Source organism: Neglectibacter timonensis (assembly GCF_900048895.1).
Taxonomy (GTDB): Bacteria; Bacillota; Clostridia; order Oscillospirales; family Acutalibacteraceae; genus Acutalibacter; species Acutalibacter timonensis.
Genome location: NZ_LT160640.1, coordinates 1,342,907 through 1,363,748, shown reverse-complemented (window position 1 = coordinate 1,363,748; position 20,842 = coordinate 1,342,907). Strand labels below are relative to the sequence as shown.

The following is a 20,842-nucleotide window of genomic DNA, read 5'->3' as shown; positions in this document are numbered from 1 at the left end:
ATACCGGTTCCTTTGTTTTTGTGTTAAAATGATAACAATCTGGAAGGCGGCGCACATGCTGGACGGCCTGCGCAGCGCCGCCGCTTTTTAAAACGCAGGCGGAAGAAATGCAGAGAACAGAGAAGGAGGGGACCCGGTTGAAGAAGCTGCTGGTCTACATGAAGGAGTACAAGAAGGAGAGCATCCTCGGGCCGCTTTTTAAGCTGCTGGAAGCCACGTTCGAGCTGCTGGTGCCTCTGGTGATGGCCTCGGTGATCGACGTGGGCATTCACAACCGGGATCAGAATTATATTATCCGTATGTGTCTGCTTCTGGTGGGGCTGGGGGTGGTGGGGCTTATATGCTCCATAACGGCCCAGTATTTTGCAGCAAAGGCCTCTGTGGGGTTTGCCGCAAACCTGCGGCGCGCCCTGTTTTCCCACATTCAGAGCCTGAGCTTTACGGAGATGGACCGGGTAGGCGGGGCGACCCTCATCACCCGGATGACCAGCGATGTGAACCAGGTGCAGAACGGCGTGAACCTGACGCTGCGCCTGCTGCTGCGGTCCCCCTTCGTGGTGTTTGGCGCCATGGTGATGGCCTTTACGGTGGATTGGAAAGCGGCGCTGGTGTTCGCCGCGGTGATACCGCTGCTGGCGGCGGTGGTGTTCGGTATTATGCTGTGGACCATGCCCCGGTATAAAAAGGTGCAGGCCGGACTGGACAGGGTGCTGGGCATCACCCGGGAAAACCTGACGGGCGTGCGCGTGGTGAGGGCCTTCGGCAGGGAGGAGGCGGAAACCAGGCGCTTTCAGGAGAGCAACCGCGAGCTGACAAACCTGCAGGTTTTTGTGGGCAGAATCTCCTCCCTGATGAACCCGCTGACCTTTGTGCTGATCAATGTGGCGGCGGCAGTGCTGATCTGGGTGGGAGCCGTGCGGGTGGACGCCGGTTTCCTCACCCAGGGCGCGGTGGTAGCGCTTCTGAATTATATGTCGCAGATTCTGGTGGAGCTGATCAAGATGGCGAACCTGATCATCAACATTTCCAAGGCGTTGGCCTGCGCCAACCGGATATCCAATGTGCTGGAGACGGAATCCACCCTCGCTTCGCCGGTTTCCCCAAAGGCTTCCGGGGAAGAGCGGGGCACGGTGGTATTTGAAAATGTAAGCCTCACCTATGCGGGGGCAGGCGCGCCCTCGCTGACGAACCTGAGCTTCCGGGCCGGGCCGGGGGAAACCATCGGCATCATCGGCGGTACGGGCAGCGGAAAGTCCACGGTGGTCAACCTGATTCCCCGTTTTTACGACGTTACGGAGGGCAGGGTGCTGGTGGACGGCGTGGACGTGCGGGAGTATGATGTGAACGTGCTGCGGGGGAAGATCGGCGCCGTGATGCAGAAGGCCGTGCTGTTCACGGGTACCATCCGGGAAAATCTGCTGTGGGGCAGGGAAGATGCCGGTGAGGAGGAGCTTTGGCAGGCCCTGGAAACCGCCCAGGCCCGGGAGTTTGTGGAGCAGAAGCCGGGAAAGCTGGAGGAGGCCGTCTCCCAGGGTGGAAAGAACCTTTCCGGCGGGCAGAAGCAGCGGCTGACCATTGCCCGGGCCCTGGTGCGGCGTCCTGAAATCCTGATTCTGGACGACAGCGCCAGCGCCCTGGATTTCGCCACGGACGCAAAGCTTCGCAAGGCCATACGGGAGATGCCTGGGGCGCCCACGGTGTTTCTGGTTTCCCAGCGGGCTTCCTCCCTGCAGTACGCCGATCAGATCATTGTGCTGGACGACGGGGAAGCCGTGGGTATCGGCACCCACAGTGAGCTGTTGGAAAGCTGTGAAGTGTACCGCGAAATCTATGAATCACAATTCCAGAAGGCTGGGAAGGAGGCCGCCGTATGAAAGGGAAGGAAGTGCAGAAGGGCACGCTGAAAAAGGTGCTCCGGCGGATCAGGAGCTACTGGATGTTCCTGGCGCTCTCCGTGCTGCTGGCCGCGGTTACTGTGGCGGCCACGCTTTATATCCCCATTTTGACAGGCCGCGCCGTGGATTTGGTGATCGGGCGGGGCGAGGTGGATTTCTCCGGAATTTTCCGGATTCTTCTGCAGATCGGCGTCTTTATCGGCATCGCCGCACTCTCTCAGTGGGGTATGAATTTGAGCAACAACCGCGTTGCCTACAGGGTGGTTCGGGATATCCGGAACGAGGCCATGGAAAAAATCCAGATTCTTCCCCTGCGCTATCTGGACGCCCATCCCTCCGGCGATTTGGTGAGCCGGGTGATCGCCGATGTGGACCAGTTTGCAGACGGCCTTTTGATGGGATTTACCCAGCTGTTTACCGGGGTGATTACCATACTGGGCACCCTGCTGTTCATGCTTCATGAGGACGTGACTATCACCGTGGTAGTGGTGCTGATCACACCGGTTTCCCTGCTGGTGGCGGCCTTCATCGCCAAGCGCACCTATGCCATGTTCCGCAAACAGTCTCAGGTGCGGGGCGAGCAGACTGGTTTCATTGAGGAAATGGTGGGAAACCAGAAGGTGGTGCAGGCTTTCGGGCACGAGGAGAAATCCATGCAGCAGTTTGAAGAAATCAACGAGCGGCTGCGGAAATGTTCCTTGCGGGCCATCTTCTTTTCCTCCATCACCAATCCTTCCACCCGGTTTGTGAATTCCCTGGTGTATACCGGCGTGGGGATTGTAGGGGCGCTTTCTGTGGTGTCGGGCGGCATCACGGTGGGGACGCTCTCCTGTTTTCTCAGCTATGCCAACCAGTATACCAAGCCCTTCAATGAGATTTCCGGCGTGGTGACGGAGCTGCAGAACGCCTTGGCCTGTGCCTCCCGGGTATTTGAGCTGATCGAGGAAGAACCCCAGCAGCCGGACGCTCAGGACGCCCGGGTGCTGGAGGAGGCGGACGGTTCTGTGAACATCGAGCAGGTAGGCTTCTCCTATGTGAAAAGCCGGAAGCTGATCGAGAACTTTACCCTGAAGGTGGCCCCGGGCCAGCGGGTTGCGCTGGTGGGACCCACGGGCTGCGGCAAAACCACGGTAATCAACCTGTTGATGCGGTTTTACGATGTGGATTCCGGCGCTATTTCGGTGAGCGGAACGGATATTCGGCGGCTGACGCGAAAAAGCCTCCGGCGGAATTACGGGATGGTGCTGCAGGATACCTGGCTCAAGCGTGGGACTATCCGGGAAAATATCGCCTACGGCAGGCCGGAGGCCAGCCTGGAAGAAGTGGTGGAGGCCGCCAAGGCGGCCCACGCCCACAGCTTTATCAAGCGCCTGCCGGAGGGATATGATACGGTGATTTCCGAGGATGGCGGGAATATCAGCCAGGGGCAGAAGCAGCTTTTATGCATCGCCAGGGTGATGCTCTGCCTGCCGCCCATGCTGATTCTGGACGAGGCTACCTCCTCTATTGACACCAGGACGGAGCAGCGCATTCAAAAGGCGTTCCAAAAAATGATGCAGGGCCGCACCAGCTTTATCGTGGCCCACCGGCTTTCCACCATCATGGACGCGGACGTGATCCTGGTGATGCGGGACGGCCACATCATCGAGCAGGGTACCCACCGGGAACTGCTGGAGCGCGGCGGCTTCTATTCCGAACTCTACAACAGCCAGTTTGTCCAGACCTGATTCTTTAAGCCGCCTTGCCGCTCCGCCAGGATTTCCACCGGGCCGGAAGATGGCTCCGCCGTCTTTTTTCACTTGAGTTTTAAAGCCTCCTGGTGTAAAATAACAGGGTTTTACACCAATATCAGGATAGGGAGAGAAACTAAAATGAATGAAAAGGAAATCGCGGAAATCCGCCGCCGGTTCCGTGGGGACAAAAGCAATATCAATCATATTCGCGGATGTTATGTAAACGAAAAGCGGGAGATTATCTCTCAGTTTGACCAGGCGCTTTCCATGATGCCTCAGGAGGAAACGGAAAATATGCTGGGGGTTCTCAAGCGGACCCTTTCGGGAACCCTGGGAAAGAATCTGATCGACATCTCCTTTGCCACCCAGCAGGTGGTGGACAGCGACGAGCACAGGCTGCTGATGGCTCTGCGGGATTCTGCCCTGAAGGAAGAAGAAATGGTGCAGGTGTTTTTTCAGCGCGTGATCGAGACCCTTGCCCTGGAAGGGAATTATTTGATCCTGCTGGCTTATGACACGTATGATATCCCCTTCCGTTCCAGGGATGGGGAGACCCAGAAGGACGCCTCGTCGGAGGTATACTCTTATATTTTGTGCAGCATCTGTCCGGTGAAGATGACAAAGCCGATGCTGAGCTACGATGTGCCCCAGAACACGTTCCATAACCGGGATGTGGATTGGATTGTGGCCCCGCCGGAGCTGGGATTCCTGTTCCCGGCCTTTGACGACCGCAGCGCCAATATTTACAACGCCCTCTACTATTCCCGGAATATTGAGGAGAACCATCAGGAATTCGTGGATACGGTGTTCCGCACCGAGCTGCCCATGCCGGCGGCGGTGCAGAAGGAGACCTTCCAGGGCCTTCTGGCGGAAACTCTGGAAGAGGACTGCAGCCTGGACGTGGTGCAGGCGGTGAACGAACAACTTTGCAGCATGATGGAGGAACACAAGGCCAATAAAGAGGAAGAACCTCTGGTGATTTCCAGAGGAACTGTAAAGCGGGTTTTGGAATCTTGCGGCGTGGCGGAAGAACATGTGGCCGCTTTTGAGGAAAAATATGAGAGCGAGTTCGGCGCTGAAACCGAGCTCAGGCCGGTGAATCTTGTAGAGAAGCAGTTCGAGGTGCGCACGCCCGATGTAACCATTCAGGTGAACCCGGAGCGGGGCGATTTGATCGAAACCAGGGTGATCGACGGCAAGCGCTATATCCTCATCCACGCGGAAGCTGGCGTAGAGGTAAACGGCGTGCCCGTGCGCATCCTCTCCTGAACAGGGGGACGGCACAGCTCTACAGCGCTTCGGGAAAAGCATCCAGTCCCGGCTGGGGGGCTCTCAGAAGAAGCTGGGCGGCTTCCGGGTCCAGCAGCCATTCCTCCAGCCGGTCCCGTGGGAGGATAACCGGCATCCGGTCATGGACTGGAGCCACGGAGGCGTTTGCCGCTGTGGTAAGGATGACGAATTTCCGTTCCTCTCCGTAATCGTTCCAAAGCCCGGCCATGTAAAGGGCTTCGGTTTCCGGCAGGCGGAAGCAGTGCTTCCTCTTGCCGGGTCCCCATTCGTAAAAGCCGGTGCTGGGCACCGCGCAGCGCGAGACGCGCAGGGGTTTTTGAAAGGTTCTCTTTTCCGCAGCCGTCTCTGCCCTGGCGTTGATCAGCACGCCCCGGCCCTGAAAACCCGGAAAGCCCCAGACAGCGGCTTCCGCCTGAATCCGCTGACGGCTGCAGGTCAGGATAGGGGCCAGGTTGGTGGGGAAAATCTCCCCGGTTTTTAGGGGCGCGCTTCCGGCCTGCCGCTGGGCGGCCTCGATGATCTCCCGGATTTCACGGGCTTCGGTATCGGTGAACAGGGTGTATCTGCCGCACATAGCTGTCATCCTTTGCTGTTGTCTTGGGCGCGGAAAACGGCGGGCGGCTTTTCAGCGCGGCGCTTCCACAAACCAGGCGGGATTTTCAAACCACAGATACCGCTCCCTGCCCTGGATGCGCACGGTGTACCGGGTACCGATGCCTCCCGCTTTCCGGCTGGCCGCACGCTGGGCGTCCAGCACCCGGTCAATGGGGAATTCCCGGCCGTCCTCCCAGGTGAGGGAGAGGGGGCTGAGAAAGCCTGCCGTGTCAAATTCCGCTTTCACTTTTACATATACTTTTCGCATACTGCATGCCTCTGGGAATAGTCTGCGCCGAATCCCTCTCTTTTATTTCAGAAAGGAGACGGGGTGGATCACATGGTCGTTTTTGGGGTCCAGGCGGGAGAGCGCCGGGTCTGTAAGGGCAATGCCCCTCTGGATGCTGAAATGGCCGAAGCGGCGGCGGACGCCGTCTACCGCGTGCTCCAGGTCATCCTGGCGCTGGGAGCGCCGCACCTCGCCATACAGGGAGGCCTGCAGGTTTTCGCAGAGGGAAAGCTGACAGGCCCGCACGCCCAGGCTGCGGACAGGCCTGTTCAGGGGACTGCGGCAGCAGAGCCCGTAGGCGGCCTCAAACAGCCCTCTGGAATTGCACAGGGGAGCGTCCAGCTTTTTCTGGCGTTCGAAAGAAAACAAATTGTCGTAGCGGACGCCCACCTGTACGGTGGAACACTGCAGATTCTGTTCCCGCAGGCGTTCTGCCACAGATTCGCAGAGAATGTAGAGCGTGAGCTTTAAATCCTGCCCGGGCAGCAGATCCCGGGGCAGGGTGGCGCTGTTGCCGATGCTTTTGACGGCGGGCTGCAGCCCGGACCGGGTCACCGGGGAGACGTCCAGGCCGTTGGCAAAGGCCCAGAGCATTTCACCGGCTTTCCCCAGCAGGGAGGAAAGCAGCTTCCGCTCCGTCCCGGCCAGCTCCCCGATGGTGCGGATGGCATATTTCTTCAGCAGCTTTTCCGTGGCGGGGCCCACATACAGAAGGGCGGAGGCGGGCAGGGGCCACAGGGCTTCCCGGTAATTCTCCCGGGTGAACACGGTGGTGGCGTCCGGCTTTTTGTAATCGCTGCCCAGCTTGGCGAACACCTTGTTGAAGGAGACGCCCACCGACGCCGTGATGCCCAGTTCCCGGCGGATGCGGGCGCGCAGCTTGTCTGCGATTTGCTCTCCGGAGCCGAACAGGCCGGCGCTTCCGGTCACATCCAGCCAGCATTCGTCCAGGCCGAAACTTTCCACCTGGTCGGTATAAGCCTCGCAGAGCTCCCTGGCCAGCCGGGAAAATTTCAGGTATCGGTCAAAATGGGGCGGTACGAAAATGATCTCCGGGCAAAGCTGCTTTGCCAGCCAGAGAGGGTTGCCCGTGGCTACGCCGAACCGCTTGGCTTCGTAGTTCTTAGCCAGTACGATGCCGTGCCGCGCCTCCGGGTCTCCGGCCACGGCCACAGGTTTTCCCCGCAGTCCGGGTTGGTACAGGCATTCCACGGAGGCGTAAAAGTTGTTCATATCCGCGTGAAGGATCACCCTTTCCATTCCGCTTTTCCACTCCTTTTTGTGATGCGGCTGTAAAACATGAAGACAAAAATCGAACGTGTGTTTGAATTTATTATAGAACGCATGTTCTGCAAAATCTACTGGGAATAATTGGGAACCGCTTTTGCAAGCCCCAACAGAAACTCCCGAGTCCCTCAAAGCGAGGAACTCGGGAGTCTTTTTTTGCCGTTGGTATATTTTGAACCGGCGGCTTGGGAAATGTATGAAATTACAGAAGGCAAGCACACTAGAAGGAGAGAAGAAACAGGCGGACCGCAATTTTTCAGCGCAGCTCCTGTAAAGCCAAACAGCATTACAGGAGCTGAAGCATCGGAAAATTCCAGGCGGCCGCCTGAGAGGAAAAGCGGAAGGGAGATTCCTATTAAAATGAAACATGAGCTCACACAACGCTGTCTGAAAGGGTTTGAAGCATATCTGCAGGAGGAGGAACGGAGCGGAGCCACCAGGGAAAAATACCTGCGGGACCTGCGGGCCTTCCAGCGTTTTCTGGAGGATGGAAAAACCCTGGATAAACTGGCGGTGCTCCGTTATAAAGAATGGCTGGTGCAGAACTATGCCCCGGCCAGCGTGAATTCCATGCTGGCGGCGCTCAACAGCTTTTTCGCCTTTGCAGGCTGGGGCGAATGCCGGATCAAACCCCTGCGCCTGCAGCGTAGGATGTTCCGCGACCCGGAGCGGGAGCTGACCCGGGAAGAATACGGAAGGCTGGTTACGGCGGCGGAAAGGCGGGGGGACGAAAGGCTGTGCCTGCTGCTGCAGGCCGTATGCTCTACGGGAATCCGGGTTTCCGAGCTGGAATATATCACGGTGGAGGCGGCGCGCCTGGGCCGGGCGGAGGTGGCCTGCAAAGGGAAGCGGAGGATGGTGTTCCTGCCCAGGCAACTGAGCCGGCGTCTGATGGAGTACGCCCGCCGGATGGGCGTGAAAAAAGGGCCCCTGTTCCTGAGCCGGAACGGGCTGCCCCTGGGCAGATCCTATATCTGGGCGTTGATGAAATCCCTGTGCGCGGAGGCGGGGGTGGAAAAGAGCAAGGTTTTCCCCCATAACCTAAGGCACCTGTTCGCCCGCGTGTTCTATTCGGCGGAACGGAACCTGGTGCGCCTGGCAGACCTGCTGGGGCACAGCAACATCAATACCACCCGTATTTACACCATGGAGAGCGGGGAGGAACAGGAAAAGCGCCTGGACCGTCTCGGCCTGGTACTGCGCTGCAGCGCCACATAATTTGCATTATGTAGCGAAAGGGTTTGGAAGATTTACGAAAACAACACAATTTCGCGTAATTTTCCCTTTCATTATACTCCTTGTCATGGTGAAATTCAAGCTCAATACGCAAAAAGTGCAGTAGGAAATAACCGGAAGATTTCAGAAAACTTCCGGTGCTATTTCCCGCTTCTTTTTTTGTTTTATGGCGACGTTTTTATACTTCCCTACGGGAAAATATTCCTCCGTCACCACAAAATAAATGACATAATGCAAATTATGTAGCCATGAAACTGAAACGGGCCTTTAAGGAGGAGATGCCAATGGGGTAAAAACTCCACATAATGCAAATTATGTGCTGTAAGACAAATGCGGTCCCTGAATGGGCTGCAGCGGGCGGGGGATTTGGTTCATGCGTACGGGGAAAAACAAGTAGAAATCCCCCAAAGACAACCATCGTGTAAAAAAGGAGGAAAAGACGTGAAAAGAAAATGCAGAAAGCTTTTGTCCCTACTGACAGCGCTTTGCCTGGTGTTCTCTATGACACCTCTGGCGGCGTTGGCGGATGAAGGTGCTACATTACAGAGTCAAATTAATGAAGCAGCAGAGAACACGGAAACGAAAATCTCTCTTGCCGCTGACACTACTGAGAGCATTACGATTCCGAAAAACAAAATAATTGTTTTGGATTTGGTGGGGCATACACTGACAGGCGGTTCCAGCCATACCATTACAAACAATGGTACGCTGACCGTGATCGACTCCGGCAGTGCAGGTGGCGTTTCTGCGCCTGCCAGCGGGAGCTTTGGCGCAATTCATAATGCTGTTGGGGCGACTGCCAATCTTTATGACGGCACTTGGACTCAGGGTACTTGGTATTTGATCGATAACGTCGGCACCATGATGATCGGTGAACAGGTCGGCGCTGGTATCAATGTTATTGGTAAAAGCACCTCGAGCTCTGTTGTACATAACGGCTGGTATAGCTATCCCAGCGGGAGTAGTGACACTGCTGTTATGACCATCAACGGTCTGAATTTTACAAACGATGCTGAAGGTACTGTTGATAGCACCTCTTCTCTAATCAAAAACGATGACGGCAGCCAGCTGACTATCAATGGCGGTGATTTTACTCAGGCACCTGCGTGGGTCGTTTTGAATTATAATGAGTGTGAAATTACAGGAGGCACATTTGGTTCGGAAAATGGAACCGCTGACATTGTGGGCAATTACTATGCTGACCCCAATGTTGACCAGGGTAAGATGACAATCAGCGGCGGAACCTTCAACGGAAATGTGTATAATATTGATAACGGCAGAGGTTATGGGACGCTGACCATCAGTGGCGGTACCTATAACGGGAGTGTGGCAAACGGGACACAGTCAGGAGGTGGCGCAGCTACACCCACGCCTGCCAATCTTACTATTTCCGGAGGTTCTTTTGCTTCGGACGTGAGCCAATATGTGGCAGAAGGCTACATCTGCACAGGGACAGGGGATAGCTTCACGGTGTCTCTCGGTGCGGAGAATGCCGTTGCACAGGCTGGAAGCAACTACTATAAGTCATTGGCGGATGCCGTTAACGCAGCGCAGAATGGCGAAACAGTGAAGGTGTTGAAGGACGCAGCTGTTGATGAAACCATCACGATCACAGGAAAAGCGGTTGTGCTTGACCTGAACGGGAAAACTGTCAATGCTACTAAAGCTATCCAGATTATCGAAGCCGGTGGTTTGACCATTGACGGAAACGGTGCGATTGCGATGACCCAAGACGCTCGTATTGGTATTTGGGGAAATACTAGTGTAACAGGTGATCCTGTTGCATCACGCCTAACTGTCAAAAGCGGTGTAATCACCAGCAGTTCCATGGAAAATATTGCTGTGTTCGGTTACGGTGCCATTGTGAACATCGAGGGCGGCAAGATTATCAATACTTATAAAAACGGCGATACAGACGGCAATTTTGCTATTGCCACAAACGGCACACGTAACGCAACAGAAAACTTTGGCCGTGTGACGCTGAATATAACCGGCGGCGAAATTATCAGCGAGCAGGATTGCGCTATTTATCTGCCGGGTCAGACGGATACCACCATTTCCGGTGACGCCGTCGTAAAGGGCTGGGCAGGCATTGAAATTGATTCCGGTAACCTGACCATAAAAGGTGGTACGATTGAGTCCACCTATATGGGTGAAGGAAAAAGGATGTATAAGCAAACCGGCGACGGCAACTACAATTTCGGCACAGCGCTAGCGGTTGTCTCCAAGGGAAACCAGGATGCGACTAGTGGGTACTATGGACATATGAACATCGATATTCAGGGTGGTACGCTCAAGAGCGCTTCTTATTATGCTGTTGATGAGTACAATCTGAATGATGTTAGAGACCATACAACGGATGGAGCCTATATTGACTCTTTGAAAATTTCCGGCGGCAATTTTTCCGGCGCTGAGGGCGCTGTCTTGTCCGATAATAAGACGAAGTTTATTGAAGGCGGCTATTTTACCAGCGATCCCAGTCCCTATGTCGCTGCTGACTGGGCAGCTATTGCCAGCGATAAGGCGGGCTACGCCTTTATGGTCGGCAAAAAGGGAGAGACCCCTGCAGAGGTAGCGCCGCCTGCACCGCCTGCAGTGGACACAACAGTTTCAGACGATAAATTAAAGGCAGAGGAGAAAACTCTTGTCGAAAATGTCACCAAGGCGCTGCAAGGAACCACCGAAGGTGGCAGCGGCACTAGCACTCCTCCCGCTATCAAAGGCGCAGGTATCGAAGCCGCAGCTAAATTAGAGGCTAACAACAACACCCATAAGGCAGAGGACTCTTTGGAGGCACTGAAAGAGGCTACCGAAAAAGAGAATATCAATGTAGATGACGTGAAGATTGTAGTCCAGCCCTATATGGACATCAAGATCACAGATGTAAAAGTTGATGATACTAACAGTGCAAAGACCCTGACCCTGGACATTACGCCGATGTACCGTACAGTGGCAACAACGGCAAACCTTGAAAATGATGACGAGATTGTCCTAAAAAATGAAGACAATACCCAAGTCAATGCTGTGGAAATCCAGGGGGCGTCTGGGGAACTGAAAGTGAAAGAGGCGGTTACGGTCACGATTCCCCTGCCAACGGGTTTTGTAACGCAGGGCAGCACTACGCTCTATGTCCGCCACATAAAGAATGGTCGCACCTATGTCTATACCGGAACGGTAGATAACAACGTACTCACCTTTACGAACCCTCACGGCTTCAGCGAATTCACCCTTACAAGTGAAGCGCCTGCAGCGAAAATCGGGGAAATCGGTTATACCTCTCTGCAGGATGCGGTAGACGCTGTTCAGAACGGCGAGACAATTACTGTTTTGGAGTCTGATGAGACTGCCACAGTCAGCCGTACGGTTTCCTTCAAGGTAGAGGCGGCAGGGAATATCACATATACCATCACGCCCGGCGCTAACACTACGGCTGGGGAAAGTAACGGCATTGACGGCCAGTACACCTTCACCTACAACGGCGGTGGTGGAGGCGGCGGGGAAGAGCCGGAAGAATGGGTCAACCCCTTTAAGGATGTGAAGGAGAAGGACTGGTTCTATGACGCTGTGAAGTACACGAACCAGAAGAAACTGTTCGGCGGCACAGCTGCAGACAAGTTCAGCCCGGAAGATACCATGACCCGCGGCATGCTGGTCACGGTGCTGCACCGTCTGGAGGGTGAGCCCGCTGTGGATACGGTAGCGGATTTCTCCGACGTGAAGGCTACGGAATACTATGCCAAGCCTGTAAACTGGGCGGCTGCCAACAAGATTGTGGGCGGCTTTGACGGAAAGTTCAATCCCGAGGATCCGGTCACCCGCGAGGAAATGGCCGCCATTCTGCACCGCTATGCCTCATATAAGGCATATGATGTGAGCGCCACCGCCACTCTGGACAGCTTCCGGGACGGCGGGAAGACCTCCAGCTGGGCAGTCGGCGATATGAAGTGGGCCGTTGGCGCAGGCATGATCTATGGCCGCGAAAACAACACGCTGGCCCCGGGCGGCACCGCCACCCGTGCGGAAGTGGCGCAGATTATGATGCGTTTCTGTGAAAAGTTTATCACAGAATGAAAAGTAATTTAGCTTTACAGAGTTTTTAAAAGTAAAAGGATGGGCCGCAGGATATTCCTGCGGCCCATTCCTTTTTGTTTCATACAGCAAACAGACAGATTGTATAGGAATAACCCGGTCCCTCCCAGCAGGTCAGTCCAATGCTTTTTCCAGGGCGTCCACCACAATCTGCAGGGCTTTGATACGGGCATATTTCTTGTCGACAGATTCCAGAATGTGCCAGGGGGCAAAGGAAGTGCTGGTCTTCTGCAGCATCTCGTCCACCGCCACCTCGTATTCGTCCCATTTTTCCCGGTTCCGCCAGTCCTCATCCGTGATTTTCCACTGCTTTGCCGGGGTGTTCTGGCGTTCGGTAAAACGCTCCAGCTGGGTGTTCTTGTCAATCTGCACCCAGAATTTCAGAATCACAGCGCCCCAGCTGTGCAGCTCCTGCTCAAACTCGTTCATCTCGTAATAGGCGCGCTGCCAGTCGTTCTCCGTGCAGAAGCCCTCCAGGCGCTCCACCATGACGCGGCCGTACCAGCTGCGGTCAAAAATGGCGATGTGGCCGTCCTTGGGCAGGCGGGTCCAGAAACGCCAGAGATAGTGGCGGGCCTTCTCGTGAGGCTCTGGGCTGGCGATGGGGTGCACCTCGTAGCCTCTGGGGTCAAGCGCCCCGGTGAGTCGTTTGATGTTGCCGCCCTTTCCGGCGGCGTCCCAGCCCTCATACACGATAATGACGGGCACCCGCTTGCGGTACAGACGGTTATGCAGCATGCCCAGCTTCTTCTGCAGACGGTTCAGTTCCTTTTTATATTCCTCGTCCTCCACTGTTTTATTGAGCGGTACTTCCCGCAGCCTGGGCATCTTCACCAGCGGGAAGACGTTCTGCAGCAGCGGAACAGCCAGGCTGTCGTTGTGCAGGGCTGTCTCAATGCCGGTGCACATGATTTCCAGGGTCTGCAGCTCTGCAAATTTTTTTGATTTGGAATCGATCAGGTACCAGGGGGCGCTGGGGGCGTTGGTGTCGTCCAGGTAACGGTCGTATACCTCCTCGCAGGTCTTGTAGTTGCGGTTCTGCCAGATGTCGTTTTTGCTGACGCGCCAAGCGGTATCCTTATTTTCCAGCAAAGCGGCAATGCGGCGTCCCTGCTCCTTCTCGCTGATGTGGAAGAAGAATTTGAGCACCAGGTAACCGTTGTCCGTCAGCTGCCGTTCAAAGCGTTTAATGCTGTCCACTCGGGAGGCGTAGGCCTCGCCGTCTAGCTCGCCGTGAAGCCGGGCCCGCACGGTTTCATCCATCCAGCCGGAATCCAGAAAGGTGAATTTCCCGGCCTCTGGAATGCGCTCAAAATAGCGGTACAAAAAAGGTTTGCGGCGCTCTTCCTCCGTGGGGGAAGCCATGGAGAACACCTTGAAAAAGCGCGGATCAATGTTGCGGATGATCTGGCCGATGGCGCTGCCCTTTCCAGCGGCGCCCCAGCCCTCAATGAGCACCAGAACAGGCAGTTTTCGGTCTTTCAGCTTCATTTGCAGAGAGGCAAGGCGTTCCTGCACGTTTTTCAGGCGCAGCTTTATTTCCTCGCCTTCCGGTTTTTCCGGACGGTTCCAGTTCTTTAACATGGTTTTCACCTCAATGGCAGATTTGCAGAGGGCCTTTGTTTCCCAATGGCCCTGCCGCATTTATTTGATAAGCGGGATAAGATACAACAATTCTATTATATTATACCAGATTTTAGGAAAAATCCCAGAACTTTCTTTGCTCTTTTTGTGATCTGTAAAAACCGGCATTTATTTGGTATGGAGGAAACAGAAAAGAGATATTTTTTGCGTAATTCGCAGGGAAAACCTGCTGTATTTGCGGAACAGAGGTTATTTTTTCTTGCAAAATCAGAGAAATGTTATTGTGAATTTGTGAAATATGATGAGAAAATATGAATAAATTTTGAAAATAAGCTTGACAGAATGGAAATAGAATGGTATTGTTTAGGCAACGAAAGAGTAAAGTTACTTAATTTGTTACTTTGATGTTTCTTAAAATTAAACAAAATGGGTAGCGATATGCTTTTTGTTTCCAGAATATCGCTGTAAAATCTTTGGAATATAAAGACAGGGGTTCCTGAAAAAGAAAGTTTTGAACAACCGGAAATTTTATTTCCTGTCTTGCAAAAGGGAAACGTTTCCCTTTTTTCTGCGCCATGGAATGGCGCAGAAGGGTTTTTATTCAGGGGGAAGAAAGCCAAAGAGGCTTTTTAGCACCAATTTATCATATGATAGGAGGAAAAAGGAAAATGAAAACCAATCTTAAAAAGCTGTTGGCAGGTTTGCTTACAGCCGCGTTGCTGGTATCAGCGGCGGGCTGCAGCGGCGGCAACAGCAGCAGCACAGCTCCGGAATCCAAACCGGAGAGCAAGCCGGCTGCAGAAAGCAGCAAGGCGGAATCGGGAGAGACCAGCACAGAAGAGCCCGCGGGCGATTCCGGCCTCACCTATGACGGCGACGAAGTGACCATTACGTACTGGCACACCCACGGTGATTCCGAAGAGGTTGTGCTGAAGGAACAGATTGTTCCGGAGTTCGAAAAGCAGTTCCCGAAAATCCATGTGAAGCTGGTCCGTATGCCTTATGACGGCCTCAAGCAGTAGGTGATCCAGGGTGTTTCCAGCGGCACGGCTCCCGATTTGATGCGTATGGACATTATCTGGGTTCCCGAGTTTGCCAAGATGGGCGCTTTGACGGCGGTGGATGATCTTCCCGGTTTTGCCGAGATGAAGGACACCCTGTTCGAAGGCCCCCTGAGCACCAACTACTACGACGGCAAGTATTACGGCGTCCCGCTGAACACCAACTGCCTCTCCGGCTGCTGGAGCAAATCCCTGCTGGACCAGCTGGGCCTGAAGGAAGTTCCGAAGACCTATGACGACGTCATCGCGCTGAAGGATCAGCTGAAGGACGGCCAGTACCTCTTCTCCACAGAAGACACCAACACCTGGGCTACCGCTCCGCTGTTCTATTCTCTGGGCGGTACGTATACCAACGAGGATTACACCGAGGCCAGCGGCTACTTGAATGGCGACGCCAGCGTCAAGGCGCTGGAAACCATTGTAAAGTGGTACGATGAAGGAATCCTCGGGCCGGCAACACTGGGCGGAAAGCCCGACGTTTCCAACGGCGTGTTCCGCGGCGAATATCTCTTTGCCTATCAGGGCCCCTGGTTCTATACCAACAATAAGGAAGAGGACATTGCGAAGGTGCAGTCCGGTCTTCTGCCTGCAGGGGACGGCGGTTCCGCTTCCGTAGTCGGCGGCGAGGACCTGTGCATGTTCAACAGCGGCAAGAATCAGGAAGCTGCATGGGTATTTGCCCGCTTCCTCATGGGTGAATTCGCTCAGACTGCCCAGGCAGTTGGCGGCGGCCACTTGATCCCCACTGTGAAGGATATCGCCAATTCCGAAGAAGTTATGTCAGTGGAAAACATGGATATCTACGTCCAGCAGCTGGAAGGCGCTGTTTCCAGAACGCCTCATCCCGCTTGGGAAAAGATGTCCGACAAGATCGGCAAGCTGTTCCAGAGCTGCCTGCGCCATGAGTCAGAGCCCAAAGCAGCGCTGGATAAGCTGGCGCCTGAAATTGACGCTTTGCTGGCTGAAAAATAACTGAGGGTATGGCCGGAAGAGCGTGCTCTTCCGGCCGTCTCATTTCATCACAAAAAATGGGAGGAATATACGTGGAAAAGGAATCACTGGCGGTGCGGTTCCGAAAGGGAGCCCGCCAATGGGGTGCGGTACTGCCCTTCCTCTCGGTAGGGTTAATCCTGTTTATCACGTTCGTGCTGTTCCCGCAGATCAAGAACGTGTACATAGCACTCACCGATTACAGCATCATGCCTGGTTCGGAAAATCCTTTCGTGGGCCTGGATAACTTTAAACGGGCTTTTGAAGGAATGTTTGAGCCGGGAACGGACGCCAACTATTTCTGGATCGCTTTTCGCAACAACCTGCTGGCTGTACTGGTCACCGTGCCGGGGCAGCTGGTGCTGGGCCTGCTGGTTGCGGTTATGATCCACAACCTGAAGATGGGCAAGAACACCTATAAGGTCATGTTCTATATCGCCGTAATCTGCGATTGGGTTGTGGTGGCCAATATTTTCGACTACATTTTCCAGCCGGACAGCGGCAGCCTGGTGAATTTTGTGCTCATGAAGCTGCATGTGATCCAGGAGCCGATAGCCTGGCTGAAGGAGACCTGGACAGGCAACTTTGTTATCTGGGTATTCAGCATCTGGAAGGGTTTCGGCTGGGTAATGATCATCTATACCGCGGCGCTTCAGGGTGTTTCCAACGACCTGTACGAGGCGGCCACCATTGACGGCGCCAATACCATGGATAAGTTTTTCCATGTGACCCTGCCCTGCATCAAGGGTACCACCTTCTATCTGCTCATCAACCTCATCAACGGCGCTATGAACATCTTTATTCAGGTGTTCCTGCTCACGAAGGGAGACCCTGTGGGAACCACGGACGTTATGATGAACTATATTTACACCCGGGCCTTCAGCTATTTTGAATTTGGCTATGCGGCGGCCTGCGGTTTGATGATGGGTATCTTTGTATTTACTACGTCGATGTGCCTCAAGCGCTTCCTGCGCTATGGGCAGGATCAGTGAGGAGGGCAGCAGCATGAAACGGAAAAAAACAATTGCACAGGTAGTCATCCATGTGATACTGGTTGTGCTGGCAGTGGTCTGCCTGACGCCTTTCCTTTCGATGATCTCCTCTTCCTTTATGGATATCCGCGGCGTACTGCCGGACACTCCCGTCATTTTCCCGGAGGTGCCCCTGTTTACGGAAAACTATGTCAAGGTGTGGACGGCCAATAACTTCTCCCGTTACTTTGTGAACACTCTGCTGATCTCAGTTTGCGGACTGGTGATCAACGTGTTGATTTCCGTCACGATGGCGTACAGCTTTTCCCGGTTCAAATTCCCGGGCAGAGAGATTCTTTTCAATGTGTTTTTGCTGACCATGATGGTTCCTGCGCAGCTGGCGTTGATTTCCCAGTACACAGTGCTGAACGGTCTGCATTTGATCGACAATTACGCCGGCGTCCTGCTGCTGTGGGGCGGCACCTGTGTGGCAGGCAACACCTTCTTTTACCGTGGCTTTTTCGAAAGCGTGCCCAAGGAGCTGGAAGAATCCATGTTCCTGGACGGCGCCTCCCGGTTCCAGGTACTGCTGCACTGCATCATCCCGCTGTGCAAACCTGCCATTGCAACCTCAGCCATCTTTGCGTTCAACGGTTATTGGGGCGATCTGTTCAATATCCTCACCTTTATTAAGACTGAGGAAAAACGGACTCTCTCTGTGGCGCTGCAGCTGTTCCGCGGCCAGCATACCACGGAATACGGCTTGATGTTTGCGGCCTCTGTCATCGTGGTCATCCCGGTCATCGTGATCTTCGTCATCTTCCAGAAGCAGTTCATGCAGCAGGGCCTGATGGAAGGCGCAGTCAAGGGCTAAGCAGCATGCAGGCGGCGTGCTGGCTGCGTGTCAGTAAAACGCAGAACCCAGCAGAAGAAAAGTCTGGAATGCTTTCCTGAGGAAAGCGTTCAGAGTACCTTTCTTCAGAAAGGTACAGAAAGGAGAGAAAGAGAATGGCAATCAGAGTAACAGTGTGGAACGAATACCTGCATGAGGTACAGTTTCCGGAGATCGCTGAGGTGTACCCGAAGGGGATACACGGGTGCATCGCGGACTTTTTGAGGGAAGCGGGGATGGAGGTAAAGACGGCGACCTTAAAGGAGCCGGAGCACGGTCTGACGCAGGAAGTGCTGGACAACACGGACGTGCTGATCTGGTGGGGGCATATGGCCCACGACCAGGTACAGGATGAGATAGTGGACCGGGTGCACCAGAGAATCCAGGACGGAATGGGTCTGATCGTGCTGCATTCAGGTCATGCATCAAAGATCTTCAGGAAGGTGTGCGGAACCAATTCCGGGTACCTGAAATGGAGAGAGGACGGAGAGAAGGAGATCCTGTGGGTGATCGACCCGAGCCATCCGATTGTGGAGGGCTTGGACGAGAAGATCATCATCCCGCACGAGGAGATGTACGGAGAGCGGTTCAACATCCCGCAGCCCGACGAGCTGGTGTTCATCAGCTGGTTTGAGGGAGGGGAAGTGTTCCGAAGCGGCTGCTGCTACCACAGAGGGAAGGGGAAAGTGTTCTACTTCCGTCCCGGCCATGAGGTATTCCCGATCTACCATCAGCCGGAGATCCAGAAGGTGATCACGAATGCGGTAAAGTGGGCCGCGCCCATCAACTTCCCCAATGTCACCTATGGCAATCCCCCGCCAATCATGGAAGTTAAGAGCCATGTAGAGGGTATTACCGGTAATCCCGGCCTGCACGAACCCAAAACAGTTTGATGCGTCGGCTCCAAGGCCCGGGAGGCTTTGGAGCCTTTTCCGTCAACAGAACGAAAAAGGAGAGTGGGATCCGTACTTTATTGTGATTGCGCGGATTCCGGCCCGGCAAAGAAAGGATGGGCCATGATGAGAAAAGAAACAAAACGTACCGTTGGAATCCTGTTATGCGCGTTTCTGCTGTGCTTCTCCGGATGTGCGGCCAAAGAGGCGAAGCTTCCGTCCCCCGGAGTAGAGCTTCCCGGACAAGACCGGCTGATTGCGGATTTTTATACAGACAAAAGCGCTTACCAACCGGGAGATGAGGTGCGCTTTACCCTGGAACTGAAGAACGAAACGCAGGAAGAATTCAAAGGGAAAATCGAATTTGCCTGGTACGACCTGACCCAAAAAACGGAGCTTCCCGCCTTGGAGGCGCAGGTGGATGCCGGCGGGGAGAAGACGCTGGAGTTTTCCTGGACGCCGCCGGAGGAAGATTACCGCGGCTATCTGGTGACGGCGCTTGCCCGTACCGGGAAAGAAACTGTGGACAGGAGAAATACGGCGGTGGACGTCTCCTCGGATTGGAGCCGGTATCCCCGGTACGGCTATCTCTGCGAATTCGGCGATTTGGGAGAAGAGGAGATTGAAGCTGTGGTCTCCCGGCTGTCCCGGTATCATATCAACGGCCTGCAGTTTTACGACTGGCAGGATGAGCACGATAAACCCCTGGCGGGTACCCGGGAGGAGCCGGCAGAAAAGTGGCAGGACATTGCAAAACGGGATGTGTATGCCAAAACGGTGTCCGGGTATATTGAGGCGCTGCACGCCAGAAACATGATGGCGGCAAACTATAACCTGATGTTCGGCGCTTATGAGGACTATGAGGAAAAGGGCGCAAAAAAGGAATGGGGCCTTTACCAGGATGAGCATCATGAGGTTCAGGATAACCACCCGCTGCCCAACTGGGAGAGCAGCCTTTATTTGATGGACCCTTCCAACCCGGAGTGGCAGGATTATCTGCTTTCCAGGGAAGCGGATGTATTTGCTGTGTACGATTTTGATGTGTTCCATGTGGATACCTTGGGCTACCGGGGCTATGTCTATGATTATGAGGGGGAGGAAGTGGAGCTTTCCACCTCTTACGGGGGATTTCTGCAGCAGGCCGGAGAAAGGCTGGGGAAGCGAATCCTGTTGAATCCGGTGAATGGATATGGAGCGATGGATGCTGCACAGAGCTGTGCCGATTTTCTCTATGAGGAGGTATGGCCCGGCAGTTATCCGGAATATGCCCATTTGAAGCAGGTTGCAGATACCAACTACGACCTCTCTCAGAATCAGAAAGCCTGCGTCATTGCCGCCTACCTAAACTATGAGGTTGCTGAGGGGGAGTTTAACGCCAATGCGGTAAAGCTGGCGGACGCGGTGCTGTTTGCTTCAGGGGCGGGTCATCTGGAACTGGGGGATACAGGAATGCTCTCCAGCGAATATTTTCCCAATCGTAAGCTGGCGGTTTCGGAAGAGCTTGCCAGGGATTTGCGGGATTACTACGACTTTTTTACCGCCTATGAAACTGTGCTGAGACATCCGGAGGACCGACGGGAGTGGAATGGGAGCTTGTCCGGGTATCAGCTGGGCAAGGATGGTGAACCGGGGGAAGTGTGGATGTTCGGTTCGGAAAATGAACGTTTTTGTACGGTTCAGCTGATCAATCTGCTTTCCCGAACAGACGCTGGCTGGCGGGACGATGGGAATACCTGCGAGGACCCTTTGCTGGTGCGGGACACGGAGCTCAGCCTGGAAGTGGGGGAGATTACCGTAAAGCAGGTGGCTCTGGCTTCGCCGGATATTGCCGGAGGAACGCCATACCCCTTGGAATATAGCTTGGAAAATGGTATACTAAAAATCCAGATTCCCTATCTCGCCTACTGGGATATGATTATGATCGAAAAATAAAGGTAAATCCGCCGGCATTCCTGGCGGCTTATAGGCGGGGAAAGGAATGTGCTGGAAGAAATGTATTTCTAAAGTTCAACCAGAGCGATTGCGCTCGGGGGATATC

Annotated in this window: 15 protein-coding genes; 11 read left to right on the top strand and 4 right to left on the bottom strand. The window is 54.5% G+C overall.

The annotated features are described in order from the left end of the window. The first annotated feature begins 137 nt into the window (after nucleotides 1-137). From BN3911_RS15365 to BN3911_RS15355, 3 genes are all read left to right on the top strand, one after another. The gene (locus BN3911_RS15365) at nucleotides 138-1,874 is read left to right on the top strand and encodes an ABC transporter ATP-binding protein (protein WP_066867147.1); all 1,737 of its coding nucleotides are present in this window, start codon (nucleotides 138-140) and stop codon (nucleotides 1,872-1,874) included. Beyond that, nucleotides 1,871-3,622, top strand: coding sequence for an ABC transporter ATP-binding protein (locus BN3911_RS15360; RefSeq protein ID WP_066867145.1), 1,752 nt, complete (start codon nucleotides 1,871-1,873; stop codon nucleotides 3,620-3,622). Before BN3911_RS15365 ends, BN3911_RS15360 begins: the two co-directional genes overlap by 4 nt. Before the next feature lie 144 nt (nucleotides 3,623-3,766). Next, nucleotides 3,767-4,897, top strand: coding sequence for a DUF4317 domain-containing protein (locus BN3911_RS15355; protein ID WP_066867143.1), 1,131 nt, complete (start codon nucleotides 3,767-3,769; stop codon nucleotides 4,895-4,897). 19 nt (nucleotides 4,898-4,916) lie between these two features. On the opposite strand, the gene BN3911_RS15350 is transcribed toward BN3911_RS15355, so the two are convergent. From BN3911_RS15350 to BN3911_RS15340, 3 genes are read right to left on the bottom strand one after another with little or no spacing between them, the layout of a single operon-like run. After that, the gene (locus BN3911_RS15350; RefSeq protein ID WP_066867141.1) at nucleotides 4,917-5,492 is read right to left on the bottom strand and encodes an SOS response-associated peptidase; all 576 of its coding nucleotides are present in this window, start codon (nucleotides 5,490-5,492) and stop codon (nucleotides 4,917-4,919) included. A 51-nt stretch (nucleotides 5,493-5,543) separates the two neighbouring features. Further along, nucleotides 5,544-5,780 carry a hypothetical protein gene (locus BN3911_RS15345; protein ID WP_066867139.1) on the bottom strand — a complete coding sequence of 79 codons (237 nt, stop codon included), beginning with the start codon at nucleotides 5,778-5,780 and terminating at the stop codon, nucleotides 5,544-5,546. Nucleotides 5,781-5,822: 42 nt separating this feature from the next. After that, nucleotides 5,823-7,061 (bottom strand): Y-family DNA polymerase, encoded by a 1,239-nt coding sequence (locus BN3911_RS15340; protein WP_066867136.1) that lies wholly within the window; start codon nucleotides 7,059-7,061, stop codon nucleotides 5,823-5,825. Between the two features lie 387 nt (nucleotides 7,062-7,448). On the opposite strand from BN3911_RS15340, the gene BN3911_RS15335 reads away from it, so the two are divergent. Beyond that, the gene (locus tag BN3911_RS15335; RefSeq protein ID WP_066868046.1) at nucleotides 7,449-8,306 is read left to right on the top strand and encodes a tyrosine-type recombinase/integrase; all 858 of its coding nucleotides are present in this window, start codon (nucleotides 7,449-7,451) and stop codon (nucleotides 8,304-8,306) included. Nucleotides 8,307-8,765: 459 nt separating this feature from the next. After that, nucleotides 8,766-12,395 (top strand): S-layer homology domain-containing protein, encoded by a 3,630-nt coding sequence (locus BN3911_RS15330; protein ID WP_066867134.1) that lies wholly within the window; start codon nucleotides 8,766-8,768, stop codon nucleotides 12,393-12,395. A 132-nt stretch (nucleotides 12,396-12,527) separates the two neighbouring features. Here BN3911_RS15330 and pap read toward each other — a convergent pair whose 3' ends face one another. Next, a complete protein-coding gene (pap, locus tag BN3911_RS15325; RefSeq protein WP_066868043.1) occupies nucleotides 12,528-13,997 on the bottom strand; it encodes a polyphosphate:AMP phosphotransferase in 1,470 nt (489 codons plus the stop codon). Nucleotides 13,998-14,665: 668 nt separating this feature from the next. Between pap and BN3911_RS17660 the strand changes: the two genes are divergently transcribed. The 6 genes from BN3911_RS17660 (at nucleotide 14,666) to BN3911_RS15295 (ending at nucleotide 20,736) form a co-directional block, all read left to right on the top strand. Beyond that, complete coding sequence (locus BN3911_RS17660; RefSeq protein ID WP_242871143.1) at nucleotides 14,666-15,019, top strand: hypothetical protein; 354 nt, start codon at nucleotides 14,666-14,668, stop codon at nucleotides 15,017-15,019. After that, nucleotides 15,020-16,030, top strand: coding sequence for an extracellular solute-binding protein (locus BN3911_RS15315; RefSeq protein ID WP_242871142.1), 1,011 nt, complete (start codon nucleotides 15,020-15,022; stop codon nucleotides 16,028-16,030). A 71-nt stretch (nucleotides 16,031-16,101) separates the two neighbouring features. Then, nucleotides 16,102-17,040 carry a carbohydrate ABC transporter permease gene (locus BN3911_RS15310; protein ID WP_207644525.1) on the top strand — a complete coding sequence of 313 codons (939 nt, stop codon included), beginning with the start codon at nucleotides 16,102-16,104 and terminating at the stop codon, nucleotides 17,038-17,040. Between the two features lie 13 nt (nucleotides 17,041-17,053). Next, nucleotides 17,054-17,893 carry a carbohydrate ABC transporter permease gene (locus tag BN3911_RS15305; RefSeq protein WP_066867130.1) on the top strand — a complete coding sequence of 280 codons (840 nt, stop codon included), beginning with the start codon at nucleotides 17,054-17,056 and terminating at the stop codon, nucleotides 17,891-17,893. A gap of 134 nt (nucleotides 17,894-18,027) precedes the next feature. Continuing rightward, nucleotides 18,028-18,804: a ThuA domain-containing protein gene (locus tag BN3911_RS15300; protein ID WP_066867128.1), complete on the top strand. Its 777-nt coding sequence runs from the start codon at nucleotides 18,028-18,030 to the stop codon at nucleotides 18,802-18,804. Between the two features lie 123 nt (nucleotides 18,805-18,927). Beyond that, nucleotides 18,928-20,736 carry a glycoside hydrolase family 66 protein gene (locus BN3911_RS15295; RefSeq protein WP_082942317.1) on the top strand — a complete coding sequence of 603 codons (1,809 nt, stop codon included), beginning with the start codon at nucleotides 18,928-18,930 and terminating at the stop codon, nucleotides 20,734-20,736. Nucleotides 20,737-20,842: the final 106 nt, after the last annotated feature.

Coding starts and splice junctions, on each gene's coding strand:
- BN3911_RS15295 (WP_082942317.1), top strand. CDS start 18,928: ATGATGAGAAAAGAAACAAAACGTACCGTTGGAATCCTGTTATGCGCG.
- BN3911_RS17660 (WP_242871143.1), top strand. CDS start 14,666: ATGAAAACCAATCTTAAAAAGCTGTTGGCAGGTTTGCTTACAGCCGCG.
- BN3911_RS15300 (WP_066867128.1), top strand. CDS start 18,028: ATGGCAATCAGAGTAACAGTGTGGAACGAATACCTGCATGAGGTACAG.
- BN3911_RS15340 (WP_066867136.1), bottom strand. CDS start 7,061: ATGGAAAGGGTGATCCTTCACGCGGATATGAACAACTTTTACGCCTCC.
- BN3911_RS15305 (WP_066867130.1), top strand. CDS start 17,054: ATGAAACGGAAAAAAACAATTGCACAGGTAGTCATCCATGTGATACTG.
- BN3911_RS15360 (WP_066867145.1), top strand. CDS start 1,871: ATGAAAGGGAAGGAAGTGCAGAAGGGCACGCTGAAAAAGGTGCTCCGG.
- BN3911_RS15345 (WP_066867139.1), bottom strand. CDS start 5,780: ATGCGAAAAGTATATGTAAAAGTGAAAGCGGAATTTGACACGGCAGGC.
- BN3911_RS15350 (WP_066867141.1), bottom strand. CDS start 5,492: ATGTGCGGCAGATACACCCTGTTCACCGATACCGAAGCCCGTGAAATC.
- pap (WP_066868043.1), bottom strand. CDS start 13,997: ATGTTAAAGAACTGGAACCGTCCGGAAAAACCGGAAGGCGAGGAAATA.
- BN3911_RS15355 (WP_066867143.1), top strand. CDS start 3,767: ATGAATGAAAAGGAAATCGCGGAAATCCGCCGCCGGTTCCGTGGGGAC.
- BN3911_RS15335 (WP_066868046.1), top strand. CDS start 7,449: ATGAAACATGAGCTCACACAACGCTGTCTGAAAGGGTTTGAAGCATAT.